The organism is Streptomyces drozdowiczii (assembly GCF_026167665.1).
GTDB classification, from domain to species: Bacteria; Actinomycetota; Actinomycetes; order Streptomycetales; family Streptomycetaceae; genus Streptomyces; species Streptomyces drozdowiczii_A.
Genome location: NZ_CP098740.1, coordinates 3,923,166 through 3,942,695 on the forward strand (window position 1 = coordinate 3,923,166; position 19,530 = coordinate 3,942,695).

Consider the following 19,530-nt stretch of genomic DNA (forward strand, 5'->3'; position numbering starts at 1 on the left):
GCGTAATCGGCCTTTTGGCCCCTGGGCGGGCCGGTTCGGGCAGCATCGGTGGGGTGTTGAGCACCGGAGCGCTGCGTGCGCATCTGCTGGCGGCCCGCCTCGCCGGGCCCGTGGCCACCTCGCGCGAGGTGAGCCTGCGGAGTTATCGGCTGTTCGCGGCCAGGGACCCCCGGGTCACCCTCGGCCTCGCCCCCGAACGGGGTTGGGGCGAAGGGGAGTTGCTGGAGCTGATGGCGGACAGGTGCGGGGTCTCGGACGATCCCGCGCATGTGGCCGGGCCCGATGTCATCGATCCGGAGCGGACGGTGGCGGGGCTCGACGCGTTCGCCGTACGGCTGGCGGACGCGGCGGCCCGGCGGGTGCCGGTGCTGTTCGGGACGGGGCATCCGCACCGGCTGATCGGTTTCTACGCGGCGCTGGCAGACGCTTTGTCGTCGGCGGGCTGCCCTGTCCTCACCCCGGCGCAGGGGCGATGTATCGACATAACGACTCGGTTTGGCGTACGCACCTACCACCTCGACTACGTACGGGGTGTCGCGCTGGTGCGTGAACCCGGCGCGGGGGCGGCCGGTGGTGGCACCGGCGCACACTCCCATTCGCCGCTGCCCGTGCGGGTCGCGCTGGAGGCCGCGGCGGCCGGGCGGGGGCCCGTTCCGGAGTTGGTCGTCGGGGACCACGGATGGGTCTGCGGGGCAGGTCAGCTGGGCATCGAGGCGATGGGGCTCGCCGATACGGACGATCCCGCGCTGTTCGTCGGGGAGGTCGAGGGGCGGGTGGCGGTGGCCGTTCCGCTGGACGACGCGGTGCGGTCGGCGTACTACCTGCCGCTCACGCGCTATGTACTCAATCGCGCCTGTCTGTCACAGTAGCGGCCGATCGTCTCTCCTCTTCCCCACTCGCACCACCCGCCCCTAATCTGGGGAGTGAGCGCACAACGACGAAGAGTCACCGGAGGGGAAGCCGGTGCGCGTCTCGTGCGGAAGGTACAGGTGAGTCATGGCTGCTGACAGCGAGAGTCCTCTGAGCGAGGTCAAGTTTCTGACCGTGGCGGAAGTCGCCTCGGTCATGAGGGTGTCGAAGATGACCGTGTACCGCCTGGTGCACAGCGGTCATCTGCCGGCGATCCGGGTGGGCAGGTCCTTCCGGGTGCCGGAGCAAGCGGTTCACGAGTATCTGCGCGAGTCCTTCGTGGGGGTGGCATCGGCCTGACATTCCCCTCGGATTACGTCCCTCACGCGGTGGCGGGTAGGCTAGGCCGACGTAGGTCGTGTGGGCCCAGACGCCCCGCACCAGTGAAGAAGAAGTGAGCGAGGGTAGTCGTGGGCTCTGTTATCAAGAAGCGGCGCAAGCGGATGGCGAAGAAGAAGCACCGCAAGCTGCTCAAGCGCACGCGCGTTCAGCGTCGCAACAAGAAGTAAGCGAACGCAGTTCGTGAATCCGCAGCCCTTCCGCCGTTCCGGCGGGAGGGCTGCGGTGCTGTGTGCGGGGGTGTCCACCGGTTACGGTGACGTCCTGACCGACCGAATGCGGGAGACCGACGGAAGGCGCTGATCTTGGGGAAGGTCGTGCTCGTCACGGGAGCGGCCCGGCAGCTGGGCGGCCGTTTCGTCCGGCGCGTCCAGCGTGATCCGGACGTGGAGCGGGTGATCGCCCTCGACGCCGTCGAGCCGGAGCACGAGCTGGGCGACGCCGTCTTCGTACGGGAGGACATCCGCGGGCCCGCCGTCGCCAGAGTGCTCGCCGAGCACGACGTGGACACCGTCGTCCACCTGGACGTCAGCGGGTTCGCGCTCGGGACCCAGGGGCGTACGGCGGTCAAGGAGACCAACGTCATCGGCACCATGCAGCTGCTCGGCGCCTGCCAGAAGGCCCCGGCGGTGCAGCGGCTCGTGGTGAAGTCCAGCACCGGTGTGTACGGCTCGGCGCCGCGCGATCCGGCGGTGTTCCACGAGAACACCCCGCCCAAGTCGCTGCCCGGCGGCGGCTTCGCGAAGGACGCGGCCGAGGTCGAGGGGTACGTACGGGGCTTCGCCCGCCGCCGGCCGGACGTGGCCGTGTGCGTGCTGCGGTTCGCGAACATCCTGGGCCCCGACGCGGATTCGCCGCTTGCCGACTATCTGTCGCTGCCGGTGCTGCCGACCGTCTTCGGGTACGACCCCCGGCTCCAGTTCGTCCACGAGGACGATGTGATGGACGTCCTCTCCATCGCGGCGACCGAGCCCAAGCGCGGGACGCTGAACAGCGGCACGTTCAACATCGCGGGCGACGGGGTGCTGTTGCTCTCCCAGTGCGCGCGGCGGCTGGGGCGGCCGACGGTGCCGATGCTGCTGCCCGCGGTCACCTGGGTCGGGCAGGCGCTGCGGGCGGTCGGCATGACGGACTTCTCGCCGGAGCAGATCCGGCTGCTCACCCATGGCAGGGTGGTCTCCACGGTCCAGATGCGCGAGACGCTGGGCTTCGCGCCCAAGTACACGACGGGGGAGACCTTCGCGGCCTTCGCGCGCAGCCGGGCGCCGGGGCTGCTGCCGCCCCGCGCGGTGGGCAGAGCCGTGGACCGCGTGGCCGCGAGCGTGCCCCGGATCGCGGGTCCCGGCTCCGGCGACGACACCCACCCGACGACCCCGAGCGCCAGGTAGAGGAGCGCAGCGACGATGGCGGATGCCAAGGTCATTCCGTTCGACGACGACCGTTCGCGGTCGGGAGGCGTGCCGCGTGCCGCGCGGCGGAGGTCTCCGGTGCGCGGCACGGGTTCGGTGAGCGCCCTGCCGGGGCCTGCCGGCTCCGCCGGCGCCTCCCGGGCCCGGAGGTGCCGGGCGAGGGCGACGCGTCCGACCGGGACGCCTGGGACCGGCGGATCGCGGGCGGGCTCGCCTTCCTGCGGCGGCGGGTCACCGGTGAGTACGACGTGGACGAGTTCGGCTACGACGAGGAGCTGACCGACCAGGTCCTGATGTCGCTGCTGCGGCCGGTGTACGAGAAGTACTTCCGGGTCGAGGTGAAGGGCGTCGAGAACATCCCGGCCGAGGGCGGGGCGCTCATCGTGTCCAACCACTCCGGGACGCTGCCGCTGGACGGGCTGATGCTCCAGGTCGCGGTGCACGACCACCATCCGGCGGACCGGCATCTGCGGCTGCTCGCGGCGGACCTGGTCTTCATGCTGCCCGTGGTCAACGAGCTGGCCCGGAAGGCCGGGCACACCCTGGCGTGCGCGGAGGACGCGGAGCGGCTGCTGCGCAAGGGCGAGGTCGTCGGGGTGATGCCGGAGGGCTTCAAGGGGATCGGCAAGCCGTTCGGCGAGCGGTACAAGCTCCAGCGCTTCGGGCGGGGCGGCTTCGTGTCGACGGCGCTGCGGGCCGGGGTGCCGATCGTGCCGTGCTCGATCGTGGGCGCGGAGGAGATCTACCCGATGATCGGGAACGCGAAGACGCTGGCGCGGCTGCTCGGTTTCCCGTACTTCCCGATCACGCCGACGTTCCCGTGGCTGGGGCCGCTGGGGGCGGTGCCGCTGCCGACGAAGTGGACGATCCAGTTCGGTGAGCCGATCCCGACGGACGGCTATCCGCTGGAGGCGGCGGAGGATCCGATGCTGATGTTCAACCTGACGGACCAGGTGCGGGAGCAGATCCAGCACACGCTGTACAAGCTGCTGGTGCAGCGGCGGTCGGTCTTCTTCTGACGGCCGCCGCCGCACCGTTCTGTCCGGGCGCCGGGGGTCAGCCCTTCTCGTTCTCCGCGTCGATGCCGAGACCGCCGATCAGGCCGGGGAGCAGCGGCGGGATGGTGATGTCCGGCGACGGCGTCGAACTCGGGGCCTGCTTCGACGGGCTGGTCGCGTCCGGGGACGGCGGGTCGAGGAGGCCGTCCGTACCGCCGCCGATCAGGCCGTCGGCCGGGCTGGAGCCGGCGTCCGAGGGGCGCGGCGAGCTGCTGGAGCCCGTACCGCCGTCCTCGTGGCGGCTGCTGGACGACGACGGCGACGGCGTGCGCGCGTCGGTGGACGGGTCCGCGCTGGTGCCGGTGGATTCGGAGCGGCGGGACTCGGGGCCCTTCTCCGGGGCGCGCGGGAAGAGCGACTGGAGCGGCGCGACCTCTTCGTCTATGGCGTCGAAGACCGAGCTGACCTGGTTGCCCACGTCGGTCAGCTGGACGGGGAGGCGGTCGCGGAGGCTGCTCCAGGTGTCGCGGTGGGAGCGGGAGAAGGAGTCCAGGGTCTGGATCGGACCGAGGGCGCCGTCCCGTTCGTACGCGGCGTGGAGGAGGCGGTGGCCCTCGGTGGCGTCGTGCGACATGCCGTTGAGGGTGCGCCTGATCTCGGCGAGCTGTTCGTGGTCGAGGTGGCCCGTGCGGGCGCGCTCCATGAGGCGGCGGGCCTCGCCGAGGCGCGTGGACGCCTGGTCGAGGTAGATCTCGCCGCGGTCGGTGTCGTCGCGGGTGAGGCCGAGGTGGAGGTCCTCCATGCCGCGCTTCAGGCCGTAGAGCGAGTCACCGGGGAGGGCGTCGGAGCTGGCCGCGGCCACTCCGCCGAAGGCGCCGGCGGCCACCCCGACGGTGAGCCCGCCGGCGGCGAGGCCCTTGGTCCAGCGGGATCTGGGGCGGAGTTTGCGGAGCGGGGAGGCGCGGTGGCTGCCCCTGCTCCGTTGTACGGGCACCGTAGGGTCCGCGGACGCGCCCCCTCGGCGAACATGGCTTCCATGGCGGCGACGAGCTGGGCTCGCTGCACCACTTTGACCTCGGGGTCCAACTCCGGCTTCGGCAGTTCACCGAGGCCGTTCGCCAGGGCCAACAGCGGTCCTTGGTCGGCCTGTTCGGCCGGGTCCTCGGGCTGTACGGCCGCCGCACCGCGGAGCGACTGCTCCTCCAGGGCCTGGGCGAAGGCGTTCGCCCGCCGGTGTGCCGAAACGTTTGCGATCACTGGCGGCACCTCCTCTCGTCATGACGGTCGACTCCCCTGGGGATCCGGAAGGTTGCACACCTTGAGCGCTTCCACACGAACGAGTGAGCGTCTGCGGACATGGTGTGACGACAGGGGGCCTGCAACCGGCACAACGAGTGGCGCGGCACTTGGGTTACGCACGAAAGATGATCGGACCAGTGCGTGAGGAACACAACGCCGGGACCGGCCCGGCGGGGGGAGGCGTCAGCGGGCATCGTCCGGGAGGAGCCGGGCGAGAGTGCGGACGGCGCGGTACTGGAGGGTCTTGATCGCGCCCTCGTTCTTGCCCATGACCCGGGCGGTCTCGGCGACCGAGAGCCCTTGCAGGAAGCGCAGGGTCACGCACTCCTGCTGCTGGGGGTTGAGTCGGCGCACCGCCTGGAGGAGCGCGGCGTTGGAGAGGGACTCCAGGACGGAGTCCTCGGGGCTGCGGGCGACCTCGTTGGCGTCGAGCATTTCGCCGGTGGTCACTTCCAGCCGGAAACGACTGGATTTGAAGTGGTCGGCGACCAGGTTGCGCGCGATCGTGACCAGCCAGGCGCCGAAGTCGCGGCCCTGCCAGGTGAACGTCGAGATGCGGCGCAGGGCGCGCAGGAAGGTCTCGCTGGTGAGGTCCTCCGCCGTCGCCTTGCTGCCCACGCGGTAGTAGATGTAGCGGTAGACGGTGTCGCTGTACTGGTCGTAGAGGCGTCCGAAGGCGTCGGCCTCGCCGGCCTGGGCGCGCTCGACGAGCTCCATCATGCGCGCGCTGTCGCTGTCGGCGGCGGGCCGCCGCACCGGGGCGGCGGTCGTCGCCGCCGCGCGGGTGCCGCGTCTTCCCACCGCCGCGGCGCGTTCGGCCAGGGCATAGCAGGGGCCGGCAGGTACAGGGGCGGCGAATGCGGGTACGGCGTACGCGGTGGGGACGAAGCCGCGCATGCGTTCGGCTACTGATGCGCGCAGCGTAGCCAGGCCCGAGGCGTCAACCCCGACGTGTGGGTACACGGGACTCCCAGAGGCAGAGCTTCCATCACGAGCAGTGCGAAACCATCACTCGTCGTAGTGAGTGGCGGGTCCGGAATGCGTCTGAGGAGAATAACGCTTCGTACAGGCCGCACTACGCCCAGTTGCACAAATCATCGATTGCGTCGGTTCCGTGCCAACTTTTCAACGCATCAAGTCGCACGTCGTGATCGCTTGTTGATCGATTCGCTTCGGAATCTGTCTGCGGGGGCGACGGGTTGTGGCCGGTGAAAAGGGTGTGCCGTGTTGACGCACGCGGGCGCGGAGAGTCGGCGGATGCGGCGGGGAGTCAGCGGCGGCGGCGGTGCAGGGCGACGGCCGCGGCCGTGCCGCCCGCGAGGGCGCCGACACCGGCGGCGGCCGGGATGCCGACCTTGGCCGCCTTGCGGCCGGTGCGGTAGTCGCGCAGCCGCCAGTCGCGGGCGCGGGCGTGCTTGCGGAGCTTGGTGTCCGGGTTGATCGCGTACGGGTGGCCCACCAGCGACAGCATCGGGATGTCGTTGTGCGAGTCGCTGTACGCGGCGCAGCGCGCCAGGTCCAGGCCCTCCGCCGCCGCCAGGGCGCGGACCGCCTCGGCCTTCGCCGGACCGTGCAGGGGTTCGCCGACCAGGCGTCCGGTGTAGACCCCGTCGACCGATTCGGCGACCGTGCCGAGCGCGCCGGTCAGGCCGAGCCGGCGGGCGATGATCGTGGCGGTCTCCACCGGGGCGGCGGTGACCAGCCAGACCCGCTGGCCGGCGTCCAGGTGGGCCTGGGCCAGGGCGCGGGTGCCGGGCCAGATGCGGTCGGCCATGTACTCGTCGTAGATCTCCTCGCCGATGGACATCAGCTCGGAGACGCGGTGACCCTTGACGATGGACAGCGCGCTGTCGCGGGCGTCCTGCATGTGTTCCGGATCCTCGACGCCGGCCAGCCGGAACCACGCCTGCTGCCAGGCGAACCGGGTGAGCTCGCGCCGCTCGAAGAACTTCCGCTTGTACAGGCCGCGGCCGAAGTGGAAGAGCGCGGCGCCCTGCATCACGGTGTTGTCCAGGTCGAAGAAGGCGGCGGCCCGTTCGTCGCCGACGACGGGGAACTCGGGCTCCTCCGGCTCGGTCTCCGCGACGGCGGACTCGGCTTCCAGTGAGGACTTCCGCGCGGCCTCCGCCGCCGCCTCGCCCGCCAGCACACTGCGAGCGGTGGCGGAACGCCTGCGGGGGGTGAGCCATCCAAGAGCGGCCATGCGGTCGAGCATAGCCAGTCGGCCCGGACGTTCCGGTTTCACCGGGGTGCGGTGGTGTGAACTCCTGGTGTCCGCGGCGCCCCCCGGCGGGGCCGAGAATGAGAGGTATGAGTGCCTTGCTGCGTCGTAGGAAGAAGAATCCCGCCGAGCGTGTGGTGACCCTGGTCGGGAAGCCCGGCTGTCACCTCTGTGACGACGCCCGGGAGGTGGTGCGCGCCGTGTGCGAGGAGACCGGCGCCTCCTGGGAGGAGAAGGACATCACCCGGGACGAGGAGCTGTACCGGGAGTACTGGGAGCAGATCCCGGTGGTGCTCGTGGATAACGAACAGCACACGTTCTGGCGGGTCGACCCGGCGAGACTGCGCAGCGCGCTGCTTTCCTGAGGGAAACGCGGTTACCATCGTGGGCGTTTTGAGTGGTCTCGGGGGCGTAGTCGTGAGGAGTGTGTGCTGCTTTGCCCCCTTCGGGCCTGCAACGGGCTGATGCGATCCATGGTTCCTGGATCGCGCGACGGATGTGCGTGACCCCGGTCACTTTGACCGGACAAACCGGACACAATCTTTGTGCACGCGTTCACAAAGGCATAGCCTGCAATCGACGGGGCGGTCTTGGGACATACGGCCGCCTAAAGCCCCGCTCATCCCGCAGGAGCACCGTGGCAACTGGCCGAAATCACCGACCGGCGACCCGTAGCCGAGGAATTCCCGAGGCCACCGTCGCCCGACTCCCGCTGTATCTCCGCGCGCTGACCGCGCTCTCCGAGCGCTCGGTCCCCACGGTCTCCTCCGAGGAGCTCGCCGCGGCGGCGGGGGTCAACTCCGCGAAGCTGCGCAAGGACTTCAGCTATCTCGGCTCGTACGGGACGCGCGGCGTCGGCTACGACGTCGAATACCTCGTCTACCAGATCTCGCGCGAGCTGGGCCTCACCCAGGACTGGCCGGTCGCCATCGTCGGCATCGGCAACCTCGGCGCGGCCCTCGCCAACTACGGCGGCTTCGCCTCCCGGGGCTTCCGGGTCGCCGCGCTCATCGACGCCGACCCGGCGATGGCCGGTACGCCCGTCGCGGGCATCCCCGTCCAGCACGCCGACGACCTCGACCGCATCATCAGCGAGAACGGCGTCTCCATCGGCGTGATCACCACCCCGCCCGGCGCCGCCCAGCAGGTGTGCGACCGGCTCGTCGCCGCCGGGGTCACCTCGATCCTGAACTTCGCGCCGACCGTCCTCTCCGTGCCCGAGGGCGTCGACGTGCGCAAGGTGGACCTCTCCATCGAGCTCCAGATCCTCGCCTTCCACGAGCAGCGCAAGGCCGGTGAGGAGGGCGTCGACACCGCGCCCGACCCGGCCGCGCCGCCCGTGCGCGCCACCACCACCGGCCGGAAGGGACCCGACGGGGACATGCCCGCCGTGATGCCGGCATGAGCCTGCTCCTCGTGGGTCTGAGCCACCGCAGCGCCCCCGTCTCCGTACTGGAACGCGCCTCGCTGGCCGCCGACACCCAGGCCAAGCTGCTCCAGGACACCCTGGCGGCCGAGCCCGCCGCCGAGGCCGCCGTCCTCGCCACCTGCAACCGCATCGAGCTGTACGCCGACGTGGACAAGTTCCACGCGGGCGTCGCCGAGCTGTCCACGCTCCTCGCCCAGCACAGCGGCGTCGGGCTGGACGAGCTGACGCCGTATCTCTACGTGCACTACGAGGACCGGGCCGTCCACCACCTGTTCTCGGTGGCCTGCGGGCTCGACTCGATGGTCGTCGGCGAGGGCCAGATCCTCGGCCAGATCAAGGACGCGCTCGCCCTCGGCCAGGAGCTGCACACCGCGGGGCGGCTGCTCAACGACCTCTTCCAGCAGGCCCTGCGCGTCGGCAAGCGCGCCCACAGCGAGACCGGGATCGACCGGGCCGGGCAGTCGCTCGTCACCTTCGGCCTGGAACAGCTCGCCGACGGCCGCGACACCGCCGCCTGGGCCAAGGGCAAGCGCGCCCTCGTCATCGGCGCCGGCTCCATGTCCTCGCTGGCCGCCGCCACGCTGGCCCGCTCCGGCGTCGCCGAGATCGCCGTCGCCAACCGCACCCGGGCCCGCGCCGACCGCCTGGTCGAGATCCTGAACCAGCCCGGCGGTACGGGGGTGCGCGCCCGGGCCGTGGAGATGGCCGAGGTCACCGGCGAACTGACGCGTGCCGACATCGCCGTCTCCTGCACCGGCGCCACCGGACTCGTGCTCACCGCCGAGACCGTCGCCGGGGCGATCGGGCTGGACCATGTGCCCGATCCGGCGAGCGGCCTGATCCCGGCGCAGTCCACCGGGCCCGAGCGCCTGGCGCTGCTGGACCTCGCCATGCCGCGCGACATCGACGCGGCGGCCGGCCGCCTCGACGGTGTGCGCCTCGTCGACATCGAGTCGCTCGCGGAGGCGTCGGCCGACGCCCCGATGGCCGCCGATGTGGACCAGGTGCGCACCATCGTCGCCGACGAGGTCGCCGCCTTCGGGGCCGCCCAGCGCGCCGCCCACATCACCCCGACCGTCGTCGCCCTGCGCACGATGGCCGCCGGCGTGGTCGCGGACGAGATCGCCCGGCTGGACGGACGCCTCCCCGACCTGGACGAGAAGCAGCGCGCCGAGATCACGCAGGCCGTGCGCCGCGTGGTCGACAAGCTCCTGCACGCGCCCACCGTGCGGGTCAAACAGCTCGCCAGCGAGCCCGGCGGCGCCGGGTACGCGGACGCGCTGCGCGAACTCTTCGACCTCGACCCGCAGACGGTCGCCGCCGTCTCCCGGGCAGACCTGAACGACCCGAATAGAGGGCGGTCATGACCGACAACTCACCCCTGCGACTGGGGACCAGGCGCAGCAAGCTCGCCATGGCCCAGTCCGGCCACGTCGCCGATGCGGTCAGCGAGGTGACCGGGCGCGCCGTGGAACTCGTGGAGATCACCACGTACGGGGACACCTCCCGGGAGCACCTGGCGCAGATCGGCGGGACCGGCGTCTTCGTCGCCGCGCTGCGCGACGCGCTGCTGCGCGGCGAGGTGGACTTCGCCGTCCACTCGCTGAAGGACCTGCCGACCGCGCAGCCCGAGGGCCTGGTGCTGGCCGCGGTGCCGGTGCGCGAGGACCCGCGCGACGTGCTGATCGCCCGGGACGGGCTGACCTTCGCGGAGCTGCCGTCCGGCGCCCGCGTCGGCACCGGCTCGCCGCGCCGCATGGCCCAGCTCAACGCGTACGCCCGAAGCCACGGCCTCGACATCGAGACCGTTCCGATCCGCGGCAACGTCGACACCCGGATCGGGTTCGTACGCAGCGGCGAGCTGGACGCGGTGGTTCTCGCCGCGGCCGGGCTCAGCCGCCTGGGCCGCAGCGGTGAGGTGACCGACTTCCTGTCGGTCGACACCGTGCTGCCCGCTCCCGGCCAGGGAGCACTGGCGATCGAGTGCGCTGCGAGCAGCGCCGACCTCGCCGCCGCGCTCGCCGAGCTCGACGACCCGTACACCCGGGCCGCCGTGACCGCCGAGCGTGCCCTGCTCGCCGCCCTGGAGGCCGGCTGCTCCGCACCCGTGGGTGCGCTGGCCGACCTCCTGGCCGACGGTCAGGCTGTCAACGAACTGCGCCTGCGCGGTGTCGTCGGTTCCACCGACGGTGCCTCGCTGGTGCAGATGTCCACCACCGGTCCCGTTCCCACGTCGCACGACGACGCGGCGGCGATCGGTCGCGAACTCGCGGCCGAAATGCTTGCCAAGGGTGCGGCCGGTCTTATGGGGAGCGAGCACTTTGAGCCCCACCGGCCCCGCCGCATCCGATTTCCCGGTCCACTCCGCAGGGCACGTCACCTTCCTCGGCGCCGGTCCCGGCGACCCGGGACTGCTGACCCTGCGCGCCGTCGAGGCGCTCGCGAGCGCGGACGTCCTTGTCGCCGAACCGGATGTCCTCGGCGTCGTCCGCTGCCATGCGCGGGCAGGGGTAAGTACCCCTGAGCTGGCGGTTGTTGACGCGCAGTCAACAGCCGCCGGGGTACCTGTTCTCAGGGACGCGGCCAATCTTGTCATGGAGGCCGCGAAGGGCGGCAGGCGGGTCGTCCGTGCCGTGGCCGGAGACCCCGGCCTGGACGGGAACGCCGCCGCCGAGATGCTGGCCTGCGCCTCCGCCGGCATCCCCTTCGAGGTCGTCCCGGGCGTCGCGAACGCCGTCGGGGTGCCCGCGTACGCCGGGGTGCCGCTGCGGGACGCGCAGGGCGCGGACGTACGGTTCGTCGATGCCCGTACGGCCACCGACCGCTGCTGGAGCGAGGTCGGCGCGAGCGACGCCACCTGCGTCATCTCGACGACGCTCGACGCGGTGGCCGCCGCCGCCGGTGAGCTGGTCGCGGCGGGCCGCAAGCCCGACACCCCGCTGACCGTGACGGCCGGCGGCACGACGACCCGCCAGCGCACCTGGACGGCGACCCTGGGGACGATCGCCCAGGTCTTCAAGCAGGGCAAGGTGCTCCCCTCGCCGGAGGGGCACCAGCCGGTCATAGCCGTGGTCGGGGAGCGCAGCTCCGCCGCCCAGCGCGACCAGCTCGCGTGGTTCGAGTCCAAGCCGATGTTCGGCTGGAAGGTCCTCGTGCCGCGTACGAAGGAGCAGGCGGCCTCGCTCTCCGACCAGCTGCGGTCCTACGGCGCCGTGCCGCACGAGGTGCCGACGATCGCCGTCGAGCCGCCGCGGACGCCCCAGCAGATGGAGCGGGCGGTCAAGGGCCTGGTCACCGGCCGGTACGAGTGGATCGCCTTCACCAGCGTCAACGCCGTGAAGGCCGTCCGGGAGAAGTTCGAGGAGTACGGGCTCGACGCCCGGGCCTTCGCGGGGATCAAGGTCGCGGCGGTCGGCGAGCAGACCGCCGCCGCGCTGATCGACTTCGGCGTGAAGCCGGACCTGGTGCCCTCGGGCGAGCAGTCCGCCGCCGGTCTCCTCGAGGACTGGCCGCCGTACGACCCGGTCTTCGACCCGATCGACCGCGTCTTCCTGCCGCGCGCCGACATCGCGACGGAGACCCTGGTGGCCGGGCTGATCGAGCTTGGCTGGGAGGTCGACGACGTCACCGCGTACCGCACGGTCCGCGCCTCGCCGCCGCCGGCCGAGACCCGCGAGGCGATCAAGGGCGGCGGCTTCGACGCGGTGCTCTTCACCTCGTCCTCGACCGTGCGCAACCTGGTCGGCATCGCGGGCAAGCCGCACAACGTGACGGTCATCGCCTGCATCGGCCCCGCCACGGCGAAGACCGCCGAGGAGCACGGGCTGCGCGTGGACGTCCTGTCGCCGGAGCCCTCGGTGCACAAGCTGGCCGAGGCGCTGGCGGAGTTCGGCGCGCGGCGCCGGGACGCGGCGCGGGAGGCCGGCGACCCGGTGACCCGGCCCAGCGAGCGGCGTCCGGGTGCGCGCAGGCGGCGTACGACGACCTGATCCGGTGCTGTGACGCGGGGCCCGGCCACCTCTTCGGAGGCGGCCGGGCCCCGCTGCTTTCCCGGCACGGGTGTCGGTAAGAGCGTGGGGCGCGCGGGTCTACGCTCGAAGGATGACTGTGTACGGAAACTTCCCCGGCTCGCGGCCCCGTCGGCTGCGGACGACCCCGCGATGCGGCGGATGGTCGCCGAGACACGGCTCGATCCGGCCGACCTGATCCTGCCCGCGTTCGTCCGCGAGGGCATCGACGCACCGGTCGCGATCTCGGCCATGCCCGGCGTGCAGCAGCACACCCTGGACACCCTGCGGAAGGCGGCCGTGGACGCGGTCTCGGCCGGGGTCTCGGGGATCATGCTGTTCGGCGTCCCGCTGGACGAGAAGAAGGACGGCCGGGGCACGGCGGGCACCGACCCGGACGGCATCCTCCAGGTCGCCCTGCGCGCGGTGCGCGAGGAGGTGGGCGACGACCTCATCGTCATGTCGGACCTGTGCCTGGACGAGTTCACCGACCACGGCCACTGCGGTGTGCTGACCGCCGACGGCCGCGTCGACAACGACGCCACCCTGGAGCGGTACGCGGAGATGGCCCAGGTGCAGGCCGACGCGGGCGCCCATGTGGTCGGCCCCAGCGGGATGATGGACGGCCAGGTCGGCGTCATCCGCGACGCGCTCGACCAGACGGGCCACGAGGACGTCTCGATCCTCGCGTACACCGTGAAGTACTCCTCGGCGTTCTACGGCCCGTTCCGCGAGGCCGTCGGCTCCTCGCTCAGGGGCGACCGCAAGACGTACCAGCAGGACCCGGCCAACATCCGCGAGTCCCTGCGCGAGCTGGCGCTCGACCTCGAAGAGGGCGCGGACATGGTCATGGTCAAGCCGGCCGGTCCCTACCTGGACATCGTGGCGAAGGTCGCGGAGGCGTCGGACGTGCCGGTGGCCGCGTACCAGATCAGCGGCGAGTACTCCATGATCGAGGCCGCCGCCGAGAAGGGCTGGATCGACCGCGACGCGGCGATCATGGAGAGCCTGACGGGCATCCGCCGCGCGGGCGCGCAGCAGATCCTGACGTACTGGGCGACGGAGGTCGCGCAGCGCCTGCGGGGCTGAGCGGGCACGCCCTACGGCGTGTCCACCAGGCCCATGAAGAGCATCCAGGTGAACACGACGGAGAGGGGGCGGCCACGGCCAGGAAGACCGAGGCCGCCGGCCTCTTCCGCATGCACACCCAGCTCGCGAGCAGTACGCAGAGGCTCAGGGCGAGGCCGCAGCAGGAGACCACGAAGGCCGGACCGAAGCTCGCGTCGAAGCGGTGGGCCTCCTCTTCCGTGCACGAGTCGCAGGCCATCGGCATCAGCATGCTGGTGAGCAGCGCGTAGAACGCGACCGGGAGCGTGATGACCGTCGAGGCCAGCGGGGCGATCCAGGGGTTCCGGGGGAGCTCGTCCAGGTCGTCGTCCCAGTCGTGGCCCTGAGCGTCGGTTTGTGACATGGGCACGATTCCACCAGGTGTGCGACGGCCGCACATGAGTTGTTGTACCTAGTCCGGTTCGGCTTCCGGCTCGGCGGTCAGTAGACGAGCGCCTGGTCCATCTCGCTCTGCCAGTAGGTGACGAAGCCGTTGTCGTCCCAGTAGGTCCCGGCGGGCAGGGTCAGTTCGGTCGACGCGGAGTTGACGGGCCCGTCGTTGCGGTCCGCGAAGGTGACCCCGAGGTGCTTGCTCGGGTACGGCTTCCGGCCGTTCGGCTCGCCCGTCAGGCCGATCCCGGCGTACGCGGAACCGCCCGGGGCCAGCGTCACCACGGCCTGCGGCCGGCTGTCCCGGAGCACCCGGAAGACCGCCTGCGCGCCGTCGAAGCGGAGCATCGGCGCGTGGTACGCGTAGCAGGGGCGGTCGCCCGTGTTGGTGACGGTGAGCAGCAGGTGGTTGATCGGGCGGGTCACCTTGGTGACGGTGACCTTCGTGTTCGCGCCGGTGCAGGTGACCGGGGTCTTGGGCTTCGGCGCGGGCTTCGGCTGGGACGCGGGCTTCCCGGCGGAGTCCCCCGCGCCCTCCCCGGGCTTCCCGGCCGGCTCCGTCGCGGGCTTCTCGGCGGGCTCGGCGGTGTCGGAGGCCGGTTCGGTGTCCGTGGGGGCGGTGGAGTCCTTGTCCGGCGCGGTCGTCGGCGCGTCGTCGGTGGCCCGGACGGACGCCGCCGGCTTCTTCGCGTCGGTGCCGTCGTTCCCGCCGCACGCCGTGAGCGAGAGCGCGGCGAGGGCGGCGGTCGCCGCGAGGACGGTGGTGCGGATGCGGTTGCTGCGCATGGTGGTACTCCCCGTGTGTGTGTTCCGTGCTGTGTGTTCGGTCGAGAAGGGTGTTCGGTCGAGAAGGGTGTTCGGTCGTGCCGGTGTGGTCAGTTCCGGCAGATCAGGAGCAGGACGATCGCGGTCGTCACGATCAGCACCCCGATCGCCAGCGCATCGGTCAGTTCGATGCGGAAGAGGGTTCGCACTGTTCGGCCCCCGTGGTCGCTGTGGTGTGGTCCGAGCTTGTGGCACGGCGGATTCCGGCCGCAACGCCCGACACACCATTGGGGATGCTGGAATGCCTGCGCGTACTGTGACCTGGGCAGATTCCACGTCCCTGGAACGGTGATCCGGGACGGACCAGGAGGGGGAACGCCGCAGTGGCGACGCCGGAGGCCGAGGAACTAGCGGGCCTGCTGAAGAAACTGAAGGCCCGTTCGGGGCGCAGCTACGGGGTGCTCGCGGGCCGCTTGCACGTCAGTACGTCGACGCTCCACCGGTACTGCAACGGGGACGCGGTCCCGGGCGAGTTCGCGCCCGTGGAGCGGTTCGCGCGCCTCTGCGGGGCGACCGCCGACGAGTTGGTGGAGGTCCACCGACGGTGGATCCTCGCGGACGCGGCGCGGGGGCGGGGGAAGGCGGAGGCGTCTGTTCCGGCGGCGGTCGTGGAGCCGGAGGCCGTGAAGTCCGTGCCCGTGGAGCCGGAGCCCGTAGAGCCCGGGGCCGCCGAGCCGGAGCCCGTAGAGCCCGAGCCCGGCCCCGTAGAGCCCGAGCCTGTACGTGAGCCCCCGCCCCCGCCCGTTGGCGCCGGGCCTCCGCCCGTACGCGCGTCCTCCTCGCCGCCGCGGCCGTCGTCGCGCTCACCGTGCCCACCGCCGTCGTCGTCGGCCACCTCAAGCAGACCGGTTCCGACGCGGCCGCGGGCGACCCGGCCGGGCACGGCACGACGGCCGGGAAGGGGGACGACTTCGTCTCCCCGTCCCCGTACAGCCCCTCGCCCTCGGTCAGCGCCTCGAAGCGGCCCAGCGCCTCCGCGACCACGGGTTCGGCCGGTCCCTCCGCTCACACCTCGCCCTCCGCCCCACGCACCACGGGCGCGCCCGGGGGCGGACCGGGGAAGCCGCCCACGGTGACCATCAGCTCGTACAACTGGGAGGAGCCCTGCGGGCAGTACTACCTGCTGGGCCAGGACCCGGCGACCGTGCCGCCCCCGCCGCCGCCCAACAGCACCCGGGGCTGGGCGCGGGCGCTCGGCGGGGTGGACGGGGGCGCCATGAAGCTGGAGCTGACCGTGCAGGGCACCTCGGCGCAGGCCGTCGTGCTGACCGGGCTCCGGGTGAAGGTGCTGAGCCAGCGGGCGCCCGTGCGGCAGGCGGCGTTCTCGATGGGCGAGGGGTGCGGCAGCGGCATCGAGCCCCAGTCCTTCGACGTCGACCTGGACGACAGCCGCCCGGCGCTCAAGCCGGTCGCCGGGCAGCAGGGCGACGAGACCGTGCCCGCCAAGGACTTCCCGTTCCGGGTGTCGTCCAGCGATGTGGAGGTCTTCGACCTCGACGCGCATGTGGAGGGCCACGACGTCAGCTGGTATCTGGAGCTGGACTGGTCCAGCGGCGGCCGTACGGGCACCCTGCGGGTGGACGAGGGCGGCAAGCCGTTCCGGACGAGCAGCATCGCGGGGCGCCCGGAGTACTACTACCGCTACGACACCTCGGTCTGGGAAAAGCGCTGAGCGGCACGCGGCCCTTCCCGGGTCGCGTGCCGCTCGAACGGGTCGGGCGTCAGGCGCGCTTGCGGCGGCGGGCCATGACCACGAGGCCCGCACCGGCGGCGACGACCACGGCGCCTCCGACGGTGATGGGGACCATGTTGCCGCTACCGGTCGTCGCCAGGTCGCCCTCGGGCTGCGAGGGGCTGGGCGACGGGACCGCGGCGCCCGGGGTCGTCGTGCCCGACGGGGTGGCGGACGGCGTCGCGGTGCCGGACGGGGTGGCCGAGGGCGACGGGGTGGCGGTCGCCGGGGGCGTGGTGGAGGGCGTGCCGCTCGGCGTCGTGCCGGGCTGCGGGGTGCCGGGCACCTCGGGCAGGCAGCCGGTGAACGGGAAGTGGTGCGTCTCCGCGCCGCCCGAGCCGTGCAGCGAGGCCACCCAGACCGAGCCGTTGACCGGGGCTGCGTTGCCCAGCTCCAGGTGCGCGTACGGGGCGAGCACGCTGCCCGGCCAGGCGGCCTGGCTGTTCTTGACGACCTTCGTGGCGTTCGGGAAGTTCCAGAGCAGCTTGGCGCGGACCGCGCCGTCCTCCGCGCTCTGCGTCTTGTCGTCCAGGACGAAGTCCTGACCGCCCGACAGGAAGAAGCCCGTCGTGCCGGCCGTCTGCATGTCGTACGTCTGGCCGGTGACGTTGACGATCGTCGTCGCCCCGGCCGGGACCTTGACGAAGACCTCCTTCGCCTTCTCCAGCTGCGACGCCTCGACCGAGAACACGTTGCGGCCGGTGTCCGTGCCGGTCAGCGTCAGCCGGTTGCCGTCGAGGCTCGCGGTGGCGCCGGAGGTCGCCGACTCCTCGGCCAGCGCCTCCGAGTACGACCGGAGCTTCGCGAACTCGCCGTCGAAGTCGATCAGATCGGCCTTCTTGGCGAAGGTGCCGTTGTGCAGTTCGACCGCGCGGTCCTTGACCTCGCCGCCGACGACGGCGTTGCCCTTCATGACGACGGTGGCGGAACCGCCGTTGAGCAGGTCGCCGCGCACGACGAGCGACGCCCGGCCGGGCAGTGCGTCGACCTGGGCGGCCGTCAGCTCGTTGCCGACGCTGAACCCGCCCTTGAAGTCGGCGTTCCCGCCGACCGCCACGGCGCCTTCGGCGTCGGGGGAGTGGACGTCGTCCCCGAGGACGAACTCGCCGTACCGCCCGGCGATTCCGAAGGCGTCGGTGGTGCAGTCCGCCGAGGCGGGGGCGGCCTGGGCGGCCGGAGCGACGGTGAGCCCGAGAACGAGGGCACCGCCGAGCGCCGCGAGGGCGGCGGAGGTCGGTATGCGCATGGTGCGTGGGTCTCCTGCGGAGCAGTTATGAAGGTTCTGTGGCGACTCCGGTCATGATTCTCATACTTAGGGAAATTGGTCAAGACCAATGAGGGCATCGGCCCCCATTGGTTGGGGAGTTCAGCGCCCCATGTGCCCGGTGAACGCGGCCCAGCTGGTGGGCGCGACGGTGAGCACGGGGCCTTTTCGCTTTGCGTACGGTGCCCACTCCCCACCCGGGCCCCCGCTTCACGCCTGCCTGACCCGTACAAGTCATGTGTACGGGTGCTCACTGTGCGCAGTCATCGCAAGAGCTCCCGTCCGAAGGGGCGGTCTGCGAACAGCTGTGCGGCGTATGGTGCCCGGCGCGGGGGAAGATGGTCTCCGGTCCCGAGCCATCCACCACCCCGAGGAGTGTCATGACCAGCGGCACCGACGACAGACCGGAACTGCGGACAGCGGTGCCCGTCGCCGACGACGCCCTCGTGGAGCGGGCGCAGCGCCTCAGGCGGCGGCTGGAACGGCTCATCGGCATCGCCGCCACCGAGGGGAACGAGCTGGTCCCGCTGCGGAACGGGGACGCGATCTTCGCCGCGATGCTGGACAGCATCCGCCGCGCCGAGCACACCGTGGACATGATGACCTTCGTCTACTGGCGCGGCGACATCGCGCGGGAGTTCGCCGCCACCCTGGCCGAGCGGGCCCGCGCCGGGGTCCGCGTGCGGCTGCTGCTCGACGGGTTCGGCAGCAGGCTCATAGAGAAGGACCAGCTGCGCGCCATGGAGGACGCGGGCGTCCAGGTCGCGTGGTTCCGCAAACCGCTCTACCTCTCGCCCCTGAAGCAGAACCACCGCTGCCACCGCAAGGTCCTGGTGGTGGACGAGGAGACCGCGTACACCGGCGGTGTCGGGATCGCCGAGGAGTGGTGCGGCGACGCGCGGAACGAGAACGAGTGGCGTGACACGCACGTCCGCCTGCGGGGCCCGGCCGTCGACGGACTCGCTGCGGCCTTCGCGCAGAACTGGGCCGAGTGCCACGACGAACTCTTCGACGCACGCGACCGGTTCCGGAACATCCCGCCCCGGGGCGACGCCGTGGTGCAGGTGGTGCGCGGCTCGGCCAGCGTGGGCTGGCAGGACATGCAGACCCTGCTCCGGGTCGTCCTGGAGACCGCCGAGGAGCGCGTCAGGATCGCCACGGCCTACTTCGCCCCGGACGCCTTCTTCGTGGAGCTGATGTGCGCGGCGGCGCGGCGCGGCGTCGAGGTCGAGATCCTGCTGCCGGGCCCGCACACCGACAAGCGGGTCTGCCAGCTCGCCGGGCAGCTGTACTACGAGCAGCTGACGGCGTGCGGCGTGAAGATCCACCACTACCAGCCGACGATGATGCACGCCAAGGTCATCACCGTCGACCGGGTCGCCGCGCTCATCGGCTCCACGAACATCAACCGCCGCTCGCTGGACCACGACGAGGAGGTCATGCTCGCGGTCCTGGACCGGGAACTCACCGCTACGCTCGACGCCCACTTCACGGAGGACCTGAAGGCGAGCGAGCGCATCGAGGGCCGGAGGTGGCGGCGCAGGTCCGTCGCACAGCGGCTCCGCGAGGCGTCGGTGCGGCCGCTGCGCCGCTTCCTGTGA

14 protein-coding genes and 5 pseudogenes are annotated in these 19,530 nt (G+C 71.7%); 14 read left to right on the forward strand and 5 right to left on the reverse strand.

Features of this window, described 5'->3' with window-relative positions; all coding sequences use genetic code 11:
- Positions 1-53 precede the first annotated feature (53 nt).
- From NEH16_RS17845 to NEH16_RS17865, 5 genes and pseudogenes are all read left to right on the forward strand, one after another.
- On the forward strand, positions 54-869 hold the full coding sequence (locus NEH16_RS17845) for a phosphatase (RefSeq protein ID WP_265543582.1): 816 nt from the start codon (positions 54-56) through the stop codon (positions 867-869).
- A 127-nt stretch (positions 870-996) separates the two neighbouring features.
- Positions 997-1,209, forward strand: coding sequence for a helix-turn-helix domain-containing protein (locus NEH16_RS17850; protein WP_018104376.1), 213 nt, complete (start codon positions 997-999; stop codon positions 1,207-1,209).
- Between the two features lie 110 nt (positions 1,210-1,319).
- Entirely contained in the window at positions 1,320-1,418 is a 99-nt protein-coding gene (locus tag NEH16_RS17855; protein ID WP_003948845.1) for a 30S ribosomal protein bS22, read from the forward strand.
- Between the two features lie 135 nt (positions 1,419-1,553).
- Positions 1,554-2,636: an NAD-dependent epimerase/dehydratase family protein gene (locus tag NEH16_RS17860; protein ID WP_265543586.1), complete on the forward strand. Its 1,083-nt coding sequence runs from the start codon at positions 1,554-1,556 to the stop codon at positions 2,634-2,636.
- 15 nt (positions 2,637-2,651) lie between these two features.
- Positions 2,652-3,676, forward strand: a pseudogene (locus NEH16_RS17865) (lysophospholipid acyltransferase family protein).
- Positions 3,677-3,713: 37 nt separating this feature from the next.
- Here NEH16_RS17865 and NEH16_RS17870 read toward each other — a convergent pair.
- From NEH16_RS17870 to NEH16_RS17880, 3 genes and pseudogenes are all read right to left on the reverse strand, one after another.
- Positions 3,714-4,912: pseudogene (locus NEH16_RS17870) on the reverse strand (DUF5667 domain-containing protein).
- 225 nt (positions 4,913-5,137) lie between these two features.
- Positions 5,138-5,917 (reverse strand): ECF subfamily RNA polymerase sigma factor, BldN family, encoded by a 780-nt coding sequence (locus NEH16_RS17875; protein ID WP_073968767.1) that lies wholly within the window; start codon positions 5,915-5,917, stop codon positions 5,138-5,140.
- 307 nt (positions 5,918-6,224) lie between these two features.
- A complete protein-coding gene (locus NEH16_RS17880) occupies positions 6,225-7,157 on the reverse strand; it encodes an HAD family hydrolase (protein WP_265543589.1) in 933 nt (310 codons plus the stop codon).
- 107 nt (positions 7,158-7,264) lie between these two features.
- Between NEH16_RS17880 and NEH16_RS17885 the strand changes: the two genes are divergently transcribed.
- The 7 genes and pseudogenes from NEH16_RS17885 (at position 7,265) to NEH16_RS17915 (ending at position 13,969) form a co-directional block, all read left to right on the forward strand.
- Positions 7,265-7,540 (forward strand): glutaredoxin family protein, encoded by a 276-nt coding sequence (locus NEH16_RS17885; protein ID WP_073968766.1) that lies wholly within the window; start codon positions 7,265-7,267, stop codon positions 7,538-7,540.
- 272 nt (positions 7,541-7,812) lie between these two features.
- Positions 7,813-8,580 (forward strand): redox-sensing transcriptional repressor Rex, encoded by a 768-nt coding sequence (locus NEH16_RS17890; protein ID WP_073968765.1) that lies wholly within the window; start codon positions 7,813-7,815, stop codon positions 8,578-8,580.
- Positions 8,577-9,971: a glutamyl-tRNA reductase gene (locus tag NEH16_RS17895; protein ID WP_073968764.1), complete on the forward strand. Its 1,395-nt coding sequence runs from the start codon at positions 8,577-8,579 to the stop codon at positions 9,969-9,971. Before NEH16_RS17890 ends, NEH16_RS17895 begins: the two co-directional genes overlap by 4 nt.
- Positions 9,968-10,915, forward strand: a pseudogene (gene hemC / locus NEH16_RS17900) (hydroxymethylbilane synthase); the annotation flags it as partial. The gene NEH16_RS17895 and the pseudogene hemC, both read left to right, overlap by 4 nt.
- A 10-nt stretch (positions 10,916-10,925) precedes the next feature.
- Positions 10,926-12,593, forward strand: coding sequence for a uroporphyrinogen-III synthase (locus tag NEH16_RS17905; RefSeq protein ID WP_265543592.1), 1,668 nt, complete (start codon positions 10,926-10,928; stop codon positions 12,591-12,593).
- 112 nt (positions 12,594-12,705) lie between these two features.
- Positions 12,706-13,700: pseudogene (gene hemB / locus NEH16_RS17910) on the forward strand (porphobilinogen synthase).
- Positions 13,701-13,810: 110 nt separating this feature from the next.
- Entirely contained in the window at positions 13,811-13,969 is a 159-nt protein-coding gene (locus NEH16_RS17915) for a hypothetical protein (RefSeq protein WP_265543594.1), read from the forward strand.
- Between the two features lie 190 nt (positions 13,970-14,159).
- On the opposite strand, the gene NEH16_RS17920 is transcribed toward NEH16_RS17915, so the two are convergent.
- Positions 14,160-14,894 (reverse strand): DUF4232 domain-containing protein, encoded by a 735-nt coding sequence (locus NEH16_RS17920; protein ID WP_265543596.1) that lies wholly within the window; start codon positions 14,892-14,894, stop codon positions 14,160-14,162.
- A gap of 362 nt (positions 14,895-15,256) precedes the next feature.
- Between NEH16_RS17920 and NEH16_RS17925 the strand changes: the two are divergent.
- A pseudogene (locus tag NEH16_RS17925) lies at positions 15,257-16,605 on the forward strand (helix-turn-helix domain-containing protein).
- 49 nt (positions 16,606-16,654) lie between these two features.
- On the opposite strand, the gene NEH16_RS17930 reads toward NEH16_RS17925, so the two are convergent.
- On the reverse strand, positions 16,655-17,911 hold the full coding sequence (locus NEH16_RS17930) for a choice-of-anchor A family protein (RefSeq protein ID WP_265543598.1): 1,257 nt from the start codon (positions 17,909-17,911) through the stop codon (positions 16,655-16,657).
- 398 nt (positions 17,912-18,309) lie between these two features.
- Here NEH16_RS17930 and NEH16_RS17935 point away from each other — a divergent pair, with 398 nt between their 5' ends.
- Positions 18,310-19,530 (forward strand): phospholipase D-like domain-containing protein, encoded by a 1,221-nt coding sequence (locus NEH16_RS17935; protein WP_265543600.1) that lies wholly within the window; start codon positions 18,310-18,312, stop codon positions 19,528-19,530.